Genomic DNA, 11,679 nt, shown 5'->3' with positions numbered 1-11,679 from the left:
CCTTTGACTTTAATGCTTGGCGCCCTCAACTTTGTGGGTGGCGAGCGAGGTGTTGCATTTACATTGAGTGCTGCCACGGGAGTGATGGCCTTGCGCAGTGACCCAACACCAGAGTTGGACAATACACAGCGCTATCCATTGGGCGGTCAAGAATGTTCAATTTTCTTACAGCCTGGAATCAAACGATGAGTGTTCCAGCTGCAGGTACCAGCAAGAAGGGTGTATTTTCGCAGCAAGATTATCTAGCGCCGCTTCCAATTCCAACTGGAGAGAAACCAGTCGATGTTCTAAATACAATCTGGCGTAAGAACGAAATTTTTATTGATGTTGGTAGTTATAATATTGGATCCGCCATGATGATTTTGTGGCCTATGATTGTTATGTTTATGTCTATTGCCTACATTACTGATGATATAAGTAATTTTCTATTGGGCGCTTGCATCATGGTTATACCTCTTTTGATGTTCATTCATATGCTCTACCGCCCAGTACCCTTACCCATCCGCTTTAACCGCCAACGCCGCGAAGTCTGTGTTCCCCGTGAAAATGGCGAGTATTGGATTGTGCCATGGGAAACGGTCACTGCTGCTGCAGCTCAGAGTTCGTCAGTCAGTCAAGGGGGTCGAAATACTTCGGGCATGTTGTTTATAAGCTTCGATAATCCAGACCCTCATGCAGATGACGACAATAAACACTTGTATTGGGGTTTTAACTGCGGGGGGAATGAAACCGCAATGTCATTGTGGGAGTGCATGCGAAGTTATATGGAAATCGGCCCGCATGTATTACCTCAAAGCAACGATTTTGAAGGCGGTCGTGACAATCTGAAAGGGCGAGGAATTGTGTGGGGGATTTGTTGCGTATGCGCTGATGGTATTTGGCAGCACTTACGCGACGGTGATTTTTTAAAAGCAGCGTGGTTATTGATAGGTATAGTTTTTTTTGGTGCTCCAGTCGCAATTATGCTCCAAACCTGGAAACTATCCCCACCGCCCACCCTCGATCACCCCGACATCATCGAGTGGTCAAAACCCCTCCCACCCGAGCAATGGGCCAAACGCTCCCCAGAGCTTGAACTCGCTATCGCCGCCCGCGAAGCGGAACTGGCAGCCGGCGCACATTAACCTCAACTCCACGCTCACAAAAAAGGCGGTTATCTCTCGATAGCCGCCTTATCTAAAACCCGCTGTAAAAATGACTCAGCCAGCTTGAATACAAGTGCTCCACAACCCCCACATTCAGTTGAGAGTTGCGCGCTTACAGAGCTTTGACAATCGCATCTATCGTGCTCTGCAAGTCAGCTACCGGATCCGCACCTTCAGCATTCACTACCACGAGTTGGCTGCCGCCTTCAGTAATGGCGGCTTTCAATTCTGGCGAGGGTTCGCGATGGTCCAGCACCAGCGCTACATCATTGTCTTTGAGTGTTTGCGTCAGGGCTTTCAAGGCGTCTGGTGTCCAGGGCTCGTCGCCTTTGTGCGCCACGTCTAGCCGTTCCAGGTTTAATCCGCTGATCAAGTAGTCGAGTCGATCCGAGACACTCACCACGCTCACGTTATCGGCCTTGGCCAGCTGTGCTTCGCTGTCGGCGCTGAGTTTGAGCAGGCGCTGTTTCAGCGAGGCCAGGTTGGCTTCAATCTTCGGTTTTGCCGCCGGTGCCAAGCGCACCAGGTCTGCTGCGATCACGTCGGCCATGCGCCCCATGTTGTTGCTGGCCAGCCACGGTTGGCTGTTCAGGCCGTCACTGTGTACGCCGGGTTGCACGGCAATGCCCGGCAAGCTGCCGTCCACGGGGCGTGCTGCGTCGACTTCAACAATGCGAATGTTGCTGCGCCGCGCCATCGGGTACAGCGGGTCGTCGCTCCACAGCGAGCGCACACCTACCACCGCATCGGCGTTTTCGGCCAGTTTTTGCAGCGCCGGGGCGCCGCGTCCGCTGAAGTAGGCACTTTGTCGGCTGCCGGGCAGGTTGGCGGCGGCAGCGCGTTCCAGGGTCACGCCAGTGTCTTTGAGCAGTAAATCGCTCAAGCCGTAGGTGATCGGCAAGCTGGCGAGAATGCGCACCGGCTGTGTGTTGGGAGTGGCCGCCAGCAGCGGGGTGCTGAGCAGGCCAGTGATGGCAATTGCCAGGGTCAGTGTGCGCAGAGTGAGCATTTATCCAATATTCCCTTTCAGGCTAGGCACCACACCACGGGCAATGGCGGCCAGGGCGAAGGCGATACCGGCTACCAGTATGATCGCGGCGCCGGACGGAATCGGTAGGTCGAAGACGATGGGCAGCAAGATCCCGCACAGGGTGCTAATCGTGGCGATTAGCACCGAAATCCAGAAAAAGCCCTTTAGCGACTGGCTCAGCAAACGCGCCGCCGCCGCCGGGATCACCAGCAGTGCGCCGACCAGAATGGCGCCAATCACCTTGACCGCCGCGACGGTGATCAGTGTCACCAGAATCACAAACAGGTAGTCCAGTGTTTTCACTGCCACGCCGCGTACGGCGGCCAGTTGCGGGTTGAAGCTGGCGAGCATGATGCGGTTGTACAGCGGCAAGCTGAGGCCCAGCACCAGTGCGCCGACAATCGCCAGCACTAGCAAATCGTTGCCATTGACGGTCAATACGGAGCCGAACAGTACGTTTTCAAGAATGTGCACGTTGATCTTGCCCGCCAGTACCAGCAACAGGCTGGCACCCAAGGCAAGCGACACTGAGAGGAAGACGCCGATCAGGGTATCGGGCGCCAAACCGGTGCGATTGCGCAGGTAATTAAGCGAAATCCCGAACAGCAGGCAATAACCGAACAGGCTGCCATACGGCCCGGTGTAGGGTTCACCAAGTAAAATGCCGATGGCCACGCCCGTCAGGGCTGCGTGACCCACTGCTTCGGAAAAGAACGCGAAACGTTTGACCACCACTAAGGTACCGAGCCCGCCCAATACCGGGCCGATCAGCAGGCCTGCCAGCAGCGCGTTGACCACAAAACCGTAGGCCAGCACTTCGGGCAGATACCCGGCCGTGGCCCAGCCCTGAACCATCAAACGGAAGGCTTCATAGCTCATGGCTGGGTGCTCCCGGTGGCTTTGGGATGGGTCGAAAACAGCGTCAGTAAGCGTTCCGGGCTAAGGGTTTGTTCAGGCGGGCCATCAAACAGAATCTGCCGATTGAGCCCGGTCACTCGCTCGGCCAAGCGTTTAACGGCCGCTAGATCGTGCTCGATCCAGACCACCGTGACCCCGTCTTGACGCCATTCATTGAGCAGGCGTTCAAACACCTGCGCACCGGCTTCGTCCAGCGCAGACATGGGTTCATCCAGCACCAGCAATTGCGGGGCCGGGATCAGCCCTTGGGCCAACAGCACACGCTGGCGTTCACCGCCCGACAACGCGCCCATGCGCCGTTTGCGTTTGTCTTGCATGCCCACCCGTTCTAGCGCTTCGCCAATCTGCCCAGCGACCTTGCGCGACAGGCCCATAAAGGCCGGGCGCCGCTGGCACATGGCGGCCATAAAATCGTCCACGGTCATGGGTAAGCCCCGGTCAAATTCCAGGGCTTGCGGCACATAACCGATCAGCCCTGGCTCGCTGGCCCAGTTGAGGCGTAATTGGCCTTGATGCGGCATTTGCCCGAGCAAGGTTTTGATCAGCGAACTTTTGCCGCCGCCATTGGGGCCGACCAGCGCATGCACACTGCCTGCTCGAATGCTAAAACTGACGCGGTCCAGAATGGCGGTGCGGCCCAGGGTCAGCGACACCTGATCAAACTCGACACCGGGCCCGGTTGCCCGCACGACGATGTGTTCTGCCGCCGTCATGCTCCCGACTCCTGAATGGCCCTGACCACTGTGTTGAGGTTGTTGGTCATTTCTTTTTCGTACTTGTCGGCGGTGTAGTCGCCATATGAAATGTGCGAGAGCGGGTACAGCTTGACCCCGGACTCGCGCTGGATGGTGTCAACGTAAGTGGACGGGAAGTCCATCTCCGAGAAGATCACTTTCACATCCAATGCGCGCAGTTGGTCGATGGTTTTTTTCAACTGGCTAGGGCTGGGCTCAATACCGTGCGCAGGTTCCACCACGGCGGTGACTTCGAGGCCGAATTCCCGCAGCAAATAGTCATAGGCCGCGTGTACCGTGGCCACGCGCAGGTCGGGGTTGGGTGCCTGAGTCAGTTTGGCCAGGGCATCGGCGCGCATCTGGCGCAGACGCTTGCCGTAGGCGCGGGCATTGGCGGTGTAGGTTTTGGCGTTGACCGGGTCGAGTTTGCCCAGCTCGCGGGCGATGTTATTGACCTGGGCAATCGAGGCGCTGATCGACAAAAAGGTGTGCGGGTTGACCACCTTGCCTGCGCCACGCGCGGCGGTGCCGGTGGCGGCCAGCAGGGGCACGTTTTCATTAGCTTCGATCACCGGGACGTTCGGCTTTTCACTGGCTTCGATCATCTTGTCGGCGAAATCATCATGACCGACCCCATTGAGGACGATCACATCCAGGGTGCCGATGCGCTTGATGTCTTCAGCGCGTGGTTCGTAGGCATGCGGGTTAAAGCCTGCCGGAATCAGCGGCACGACCTCGGCCTTGTCGCCAACAATATTGGCCACGTAGCTGTAATACGGATGCAGGGTGATGCCAATGCGCAACGGCTTGGCCAGTGGGGCCGGGGTGTCAGCCTGCGCCAGTGGCGAAAGGCAAACAGCCAACAGACCTGCCAGCAGCAAGGTGCGACGGCGCAAAACAGATGAAATGGACATGGCGAGCAGTCTTCTCTCAGGTAAAGCGGTGGGTTCAGTGCCGATGCTGGCGAGTCACCCCAGCATCGAATTGCGCGATCACTTGCTGCCAACCGGCTTGATTCAGCGCAGCATCGCTAAAGTCGGTAGGAGCGCTGACAGGGCTGTTGCGGTTGAGCCATACATCGGGCTGCGCGCTGATGCGCATTAAAAAAGAGCCCGCTACCTCAGGCTTTGGGCTCACGCCCACGTACGCCTGTTCGCCCAATAACTGCCACACATGGTTGCCACGGCTGACCGAACTGGCGTCGCTGGCAAAGGGCGCAAAGCCCTCTTCGGCCAACTGCTCGGGCTGGGGCAGGGCGCTGGTCTCTTCGCGCAGCAGTTGGATCTCGTCGAGCGTGACCCGCAAATCGGCATAAATGCCTTGCTCGGCGGCATTCAAGTCGCGCCGTGCATCCAGTTGGTGGGCCGCAACCGAGGTGGTTTCTTGCGACTCATGACGCCAAGCCACCACCGAGCCTGCCACGCACAGAATCAGCAGGCACAACAGCAGCACATACAGGGTTTCATGCCCGGCTCCGGCCGGGCGCACGACTTGAGTACTCATGGGGCCTCGATGTCGGCTTGGTCGATTTCAACGATGTGGCCGGGGCCTGCGTCAAACAACACGTAAAACTCAGCAGCAGGGCGGTTGAACGTCAGGGTTGAATCCGCCCCTAGCTTGCCTGGCACCAAAATGGTTTCGTCGTAGCCGATCACATCAAGCGTCACGCCGGGTGCGCCGCTGCCATCAGAGAACCCGCCGGTGCAACGGATCTGTCCGTCTTCGATTTCTTTGCACTCACACATTGGGTTGTGGGCCATGGCTTGCCCGCCAAAGCCCAACAAGACCACGGTGATTGCAAGGCGCATAGGGTGTTTGAATAGGCGCGAACTCATCGTTTGCCTCCTTGTTGAGCCAGCCAGGCGATGGTTGCCGGTGACGCTTCGCTCAGGGGAATGGATGCCTGATGCATCGAGCCGTCCCACCCTTCAAGGGTGATCCACAGCTCGGCATCGGCTTTGGTACGTTCCGGGATCGGCAGCGTGGCGCCCATACGGTAGGGGGTGCCGAAGAAAATCACCCCGGCGGCGCGCAAGCTGCGGGGTTTGCCGATGCGTAAATAAGTGGCCTTGACCTCATCGATGCAGGTCTTGCACAGCGCCGCGTTAAAGCTCTTCATGTAGCCTGCCGGGCCGTCGGGGCGCGGGGCTTCGTTGCGCAGCTCAGCCAGTTGCAGGCTCCATGGGCCGACTTGCACCGTGCCGATTTCACGCTCGCCCAGGCCGCTGTCGCCGCGAAAAAGCGACGCATCGGCAAAGTACTTGGGCATAAACGCCAGCGGCACCAGCAACAGCAAAATATTGATGTGAAAACGCCATTTGAGCCACCAGCGACCCAGTGCGGAAGAAGGCTGTACTGCCGCTGCCTTACTCATACATTGGCCTCCTCGGGCTGAGTGCTGCGCGCCGTGACGGTCTGGGTGTTGACTGGCACACGGGCAGGCTTATTGCTGCGTTTAAGGGCGTTGGCCGTGGCCAGCGCGGTGCGTTTGGTCCAGATCAGCAAGCCGCTCAGCACCATCATGCTCAGTACCAGGCCGAAGAAAAACCAGATCAGCTTGACCCACAGCCCGCCAAAATCACCGGTGTGCAGCGGCCGCATGGATTCGGTCACCAACTCCAGCCCCGAGCGATCGGCAATCATTCGGGAACCTTCAATGACGCCGTTGTACGGGTTGATATCAGCGGTCTGGAACAGCAGCGGGTACCAGCCCGGCCCGCCCACTTCGATGTGCCCGTAAGCATTGCTCGGCAGGCTGACAAAGCTGGCTTCAAGCCCGGGGATTTTCTCGGCGGCAATTTTCACCGCCTGATCGAGGCTAATCTGCGGTGCCGGAGTGCCGTCCGGCATGATCGGTACATCCGCGCGGGCTACCACAGGCGGGTTACCCGTGGTCGAGATTGAAATCTGGTTATCGAACATAAAGGCCTGAATCAAAAACCACAGACCCGTGATGGAAATCACCGCGATAAACCAGATCGACCACACCCCGCACAAACGATGGAAGTCGCCCCAAAAAATCCGCGCGCCGTGGTTAAAGCGCAGGTTGGGTTTAAAGAAGCCTTTCCAGAATTTCTTGTAGACCACCAGCCCGGTAATCAACGAGCCCAGCAATGGCAGCCCGAGAAATGACACCAAGTACCAACCCCAGCTGTAGCCATTGGTGAACGGCACCAGCCACCAGCCATGCAGGGCACGGGTAAATTGCTGAAAGTTAAAGCTTGGGCTTTCACCCTGAATGGCTCCGGTGTAGGGGTTGATATACAGCGACGGCGAGCGACCGTCCGAGTACACCACGCTGGCGACCAAGGCAAAGTGCGACTCGTCCGGGCGGCTAATCGACTGCACCGCCAACGCCGGTTCGGCCTTGTGAATGGCAGTCAGCACCTGCTCATACGTGAGCAACGGAGCGTCATCCGACGGCTGCGTGGCGCGGGCTTCAGGAGTCGCCAGCCACACAATCTCCTGGCTGACCACAGCCAATGTGCCGGTGACACAGACAATCAATACGAAGAACCAGATCGGCAGCGTTAACCAGCTGTGGACCAGGAACCAGAGCTTGGAGCGGGATTTTTTGGACATGGGGGACGACAGACTCACGGCTTAGCAGGTGTGTAATCGCGATTGAGAATGCGATTGCTATCCATGTAGGACGTATGAGATGTCGAAAACCCGAAGATTGAGTTGTAAAAAAATGTTACCTCGAAGGGGTTGGCAGTCTTAATGCCAGGATTGTTCTTTAAAGACGCGCAGCGCCCTCAAGAATTTACGCCTTATCCCTTGCGCGGTAATGCTCAGCGCATCACCTCATTGAGGTGCTCGAAACTCAGGTTGTGCTGCATGAAATCCAGCCCATCCGGCTGTTCAAGCCCTTGCAGCACCGTTGAAATCTGTGCGTAAGCGGCTCGAAACAAAGCGCTGCCTAGGCTGACCCGGCGCACGCTTGCGGCCTTGAGTTGCTCAATGCTCATGCCCGGCACTGGCAGCACATTCAAAGGCTTGGTCAGCATGCTTTGAACCGTCCTCACGTCTTCAATCGACCGCAGGCCCGGCGCAAACAAGCAATCGGCGCCAGCTTGCTCAAAAGCACGCAGGCGAGTGATGACCTCGCTCAACGAGTAGTCATCTGTGCCGAGCAGGTAATCTGTTCTGGCCGTGACAATGAAGTTGCGATCAAGCCGATGAGCTGCCTCGCAAGCGGCCTGCACCCGATCACAGGCTTCATCTCGGCCATAGAACACGGGCTTGTTCGCATCTTTATAGTTGGCGATGTCCTCGATAGAGGCGCCAGCACAGCCGATGTCAACGGCGCGTCTGAAGGTGTGCTCAACGCCTTTAAGGCTGTCCGCCAAGCCATTTTCAAGGTCTGCACTGACCGCAATATCGACCGCGCGAACGATACGCTCAATGCTGGCGAACCTGCTTTCGTTGTCCATCTGTGCCGAAGAGTCTCGAAAGCCCTGGGCATAAGCGATACCCGCGCTCGTGGTACCGATGCTGGAATACCCCAAGTGCTGAATCAACCGTGCGCTGCCTTCACACCACGCATTAGGCATGACAAACAGACTGTCGCGAGCGTGCAGGTCTTTGAATTGCTGGCGTGAGTTCAATGAATGGCTTCTTTCAATAGATGAGGTGCTCTCAATCTAGCTGGAATCTATGGCGTTGTCGCAGGCCTACTCCAGTGACCGCCCCAATTTCCAATACCCCATCAACGTCAGCCCCTTGCGGTCCATCCCGCACTCATTGATGAAAAACCGCCGAATATCCATCACCGCCGCAGACTCTCCAGCAACCCAGGCGTAGAACTCGCTCTGCTTGGCGCTGGCCAGTTCCCACAGGCGCTGGCTGTCCAGGTCCAGCTCTTCAAGTGTGGTGGTACTGCGGACGTGACTGCGCATAGGCGGCAGGCTCGCTAGTTCGCGCGCGGCAAGCATCATGCCTTCGCCATGCCGTTTGTGCAGGGTGGCACGCGGCAGCCAGTGGACTTTGGCATGTAGGCCGTACACCAACGCCAAGCAATCTGACTCTTCCGGGACTTCGATAAAAGCCTGCACCTGCGGGCTGTCGGGGTGAGTGGCGAGTTGTTCAAGAATGCCGGCAATCGCTGGCAGGGCGGTTTCGTCGCCGATCAACAGCACGTTGCGCATGCCTTGCGGCGGCAGCCATTCATAGCCGCCGGGGTCTGCGTGGTAAGCCGCATTGGGGGCGACGATCTGCAACGGGTCCCCGATGTTGGCGCGTACTGCCCAGCGCGAGGCGGGACCGGTTTCTCCGTGCAGTACAAAGTCGATGTCTAGTTCGCCGACGTCGGGGCGCAAGTCCCGAATGGTGTACGTGCGCATCGGCGGCGTGTGTTCGGGGGCGAGGTTGCGGCGGGCGGCTTGCCAATCGCCGTATTTGGGCAAATTGGGCGTGGCACCGTTGGCGCTGGGGAAGAACAGCTTGACCCGCTGATCGGGTGCCAGTGTGCGCATCAGCGCCACATCCTTGCCGCTGAACACAAAACGCATCAACGAAGGGCTCAAGGCAATGCGTTGCTTGAGTTGAATATCGAACAGTTGATACCCGGTTGGTTTACTGAGTCGTTTGCGCAGGTTCTGAACCAGCGTGGCAGTGGCAGACATAAGCAGTACCCATCAATGAGCAGGAGTCATCCGATAGAACGAAGCGTGGGATAGGTAATTTAGGTGTGCAGTCAGCTAATTTCGTAGCAGTTGCCGAGCCTGCGAGGCTACGTCCGATTGCGAAGCGATCGTAAAGCCTAAATGCAAGGTTTAACTGACAGACCGCAGTGCTTAATTTTCCCCCCGGTTTATCCGTTCCGTAGGGATAGCCGAGCCAACGCTCGTTAGCCAACGTGTACGGAAGAAGTCAGATGAATGCTGAGAAGTCCCTCAAACTTGCCCGCCGGTTCATCGAATTACCGCTCCAAAAGCGTCGGTTATTCCTCGACGGTCTGCGTGCTGAAGGGATCGACTTTTCACAGTTTCCGATTCCGGCCGATGTGCCTCAGGCTGACCGCCAGGCGTTGTCTTACGCACAACGGCGCATGTGGTTTTTATGGCAACTCGATCCGCACAGCGGCGCTTATAACTTGCCCGGCGCTGTGCGCCTAACCGGCACCCTGAACATTGACGCACTGCAGCAGGCGTTTGCCCATGTGGTGCAGCGCCACGAAACCCTGCGCACGGTGTTCCGCCAGAGCGCCGATGACAGCCTTGAGCAAGTCGGCCACACCACACCGCTGGCGGTCGAGCAGGTGGATTTGACCCTGCTGCCCGCTCTCGATCGCGAACAGGCGGTGGCCGCCGAGGCGCAGCAGCAGTCACTGCAACCTTTCGATCTGGCCACTGGCCCGCTATTGCGCATCAAGCTGCTCACGCTTGGCGCCGCTGATCATGTGTTGCTGCTGACCTTGCACCACATCGTCTCGGACGGCTGGTCGATGAACGTGTTGATCGATGAATTTATCCGCAGCTATGACGCCTTCGAGCGCAACCAACAACCGCAACTGCCCGCGCTGGCGATTCAGTACAGCGACTACGCACTGTGGCAACGTCGCTGGCTGGAAGCTGGGGAACACGCGCGGCAACTGGAATACTGGCACGCCAAATTGGGTGACGAGCACCCGGTGATGGCGTTGCCCACCGATTACCCGCGCCCAGCGATGCCCAGTTATCGCGGCACGCGCCATGAGTTCGCGGTCGCCCCGCAATTGGTTGAGCAGCTAAGAAGCCTGGCGCAACGGCACAATGTCACGCTGTTTATGCTGCTGTTGGGCGCGTTCAATATCCTGTTGCACCGCTACAGCGGGCAAAACGATCTGCGGGTCGGGGTGCCGATTGCCAATCGCAATCGCCGCGAAGTCGAAGGCCTGATCGGTTTTTTCGTCAACACCCAGGTGTTGCGCACACAACTGAGCGCGCAAACCACGGTGGCCGAGCTGCTGGACGCGATCAAAGAGACCGCGCTCGGGGCACAGGCGCATCAAGAGCTGCCGTTCGAGCAACTGGTTGAAGCCCTGAAACTTGAGCGCAACCTTAGCCATAACCCGCTGTTTCAGGTGATGTACAACCACCAGCCCAACGTCGCAGACATTGAGGCGGTGAAAACCGCGTCAGGCCTGCAATTAGGCCTGATCGAGTGGGAAGGGCGCACCACCCAGTTCGACTTGAGTCTGGACACCTACGAAAAATCTGGCCGCCTGCACGCCGCGCTGACCTATGCCAATGACCTGTTTGATGGCGCAACCATCACCCGCATGGCGCGGCACTGGAGCAACCTGCTACGGGCTTTGGTCGAGAACCCTGAGCGGCGCATTGGCGAGCTGCCGATGCTGGATGCCAGTGAAGTCCAGACCCAAGTACACGACTGGAACCGCACCCACGCTGAGTACCCGATCCACACCTGTTTGCAGCAATTGATTGAAGCCCAGGTCGAGCGCACACCCAACGCCACAGCCGTGGTGTTTGACGCGCAGTCCATGACCTACAGGCAACTCAATACCCGCGCTAACCAATTGGCCCATCGACTGCGCGAGCAGGGCGTGGGCCCGGATGTGCTGGTCGGGGTCGCGGCCGAGCGCTCATTAGAGATGGTGATTGGCCTGCTGGCGACGCTAAAGGCGGGCGGCGCCTATGTGCCGCTCGACCCTGAATACCCCGCCGAACGTTTGAGCTACATGATCGAAGACAGCGGCATTCAGTTGTTGCTAACGCAGGCGCATGTGCAGGCAGGTCTGCCGCTGCCCGAGCGTTTGCCGGTGATGTGTCTGGAACCCATTACGGTAGGAGCGAGCTTGCCTCGCGATCTTTTAAACGATCAAAAGATCGCGAGACAAGCTCGCTCC

The 11,679-nt window shown here is 58.0% G+C and carries 12 protein-coding genes and 1 pseudogene; 3 read left to right on the top strand and 10 right to left on the bottom strand.

Annotated features, from left to right (window positions below):
- A pseudogene (locus tag B347_RS26975) lies at positions 1 to 189 on the top strand (hypothetical protein); the annotation flags it as partial.
- On the top strand, positions 186 to 1,124 hold the full coding sequence (locus tag B347_RS0118505; protein WP_019411188.1) for a DUF6708 domain-containing protein: 939 nt from the start codon (positions 186 to 188) through the stop codon (positions 1,122 to 1,124). The pseudogene B347_RS26975 and the gene B347_RS0118505, both read left to right, overlap by 4 nt.
- 133 nt (positions 1,125 to 1,257) lie before the next feature.
- Here B347_RS0118505 and B347_RS0118500 read toward each other — a convergent pair whose 3' ends face one another.
- The 10 genes from B347_RS0118500 to B347_RS0118455 form a co-directional block, all read right to left on the bottom strand.
- Positions 1,258 to 2,154: a metal ABC transporter solute-binding protein, Zn/Mn family gene (locus tag B347_RS0118500; RefSeq protein ID WP_019411187.1), complete on the bottom strand. Its 897-nt coding sequence runs from the start codon at positions 2,152 to 2,154 to the stop codon at positions 1,258 to 1,260.
- Positions 2,155 to 3,054 (bottom strand): metal ABC transporter permease, encoded by a 900-nt coding sequence (locus B347_RS0118495; RefSeq protein WP_019411186.1) that lies wholly within the window; start codon positions 3,052 to 3,054, stop codon positions 2,155 to 2,157.
- The gene (locus tag B347_RS0118490) at positions 3,051 to 3,806 is read right to left on the bottom strand and encodes a metal ABC transporter ATP-binding protein (protein ID WP_019411185.1); all 756 of its coding nucleotides are present in this window, start codon (positions 3,804 to 3,806) and stop codon (positions 3,051 to 3,053) included. Before B347_RS0118490 ends, B347_RS0118495 begins: the two co-directional genes overlap by 4 nt.
- Positions 3,803 to 4,741 carry a metal ABC transporter substrate-binding protein gene (locus B347_RS0118485; protein ID WP_019411184.1) on the bottom strand — a complete coding sequence of 313 codons (939 nt, stop codon included), beginning with the start codon at positions 4,739 to 4,741 and terminating at the stop codon, positions 3,803 to 3,805. The genes B347_RS0118490 and B347_RS0118485 overlap by 4 nt, the downstream gene beginning before the upstream one ends.
- A gap of 34 nt (positions 4,742 to 4,775) precedes the next feature.
- Positions 4,776 to 5,330, bottom strand: a complete 555-nt coding sequence (locus B347_RS0118480; protein WP_019411183.1) for a DUF6162 family protein — start codon at positions 5,328 to 5,330, stop codon at positions 4,776 to 4,778.
- Positions 5,327 to 5,635: a hypothetical protein gene (locus tag B347_RS0118475; RefSeq protein ID WP_192812393.1), complete on the bottom strand. Its 309-nt coding sequence runs from the start codon at positions 5,633 to 5,635 to the stop codon at positions 5,327 to 5,329. Before B347_RS0118475 ends, B347_RS0118480 begins: the two co-directional genes overlap by 4 nt.
- A gap of 23 nt (positions 5,636 to 5,658) precedes the next feature.
- A complete protein-coding gene (locus tag B347_RS0118470; RefSeq protein ID WP_019411181.1) occupies positions 5,659 to 6,201 on the bottom strand; it encodes a hypothetical protein in 543 nt (180 codons plus the stop codon).
- Positions 6,198 to 7,409, bottom strand: coding sequence for a PepSY-associated TM helix domain-containing protein (locus B347_RS0118465; RefSeq protein ID WP_019411180.1), 1,212 nt, complete (start codon positions 7,407 to 7,409; stop codon positions 6,198 to 6,200). The genes B347_RS0118470 and B347_RS0118465 overlap by 4 nt, the downstream gene beginning before the upstream one ends.
- A 212-nt stretch (positions 7,410 to 7,621) precedes the next feature.
- Positions 7,622 to 8,437: an isocitrate lyase/PEP mutase family protein gene (locus B347_RS0118460; RefSeq protein WP_019411179.1), complete on the bottom strand. Its 816-nt coding sequence runs from the start codon at positions 8,435 to 8,437 to the stop codon at positions 7,622 to 7,624.
- Positions 8,438 to 8,503: 66 nt separating this feature from the next.
- Positions 8,504 to 9,454, bottom strand: a complete 951-nt coding sequence (locus B347_RS0118455; protein WP_019411178.1) for a siderophore-interacting protein — start codon at positions 9,452 to 9,454, stop codon at positions 8,504 to 8,506.
- A gap of 251 nt (positions 9,455 to 9,705) precedes the next feature.
- On the opposite strand from B347_RS0118455, the gene B347_RS25180 reads away from it, so the two are divergent.
- Positions 9,706 to 11,679 (top strand): condensation domain-containing protein (locus tag B347_RS25180; protein WP_019411177.1); only part of this gene is annotated, 1,974 nt, incomplete at its 3' end.

Source organism: Pseudomonas psychrophila HA-4 (assembly GCF_000282975.1).
GTDB classification, from domain to species: Bacteria; Pseudomonadota; Gammaproteobacteria; order Pseudomonadales; family Pseudomonadaceae; genus Aquipseudomonas; species Aquipseudomonas psychrophila_A.
This window is presented reverse-complemented; position numbering and strand designations above follow the sequence as displayed.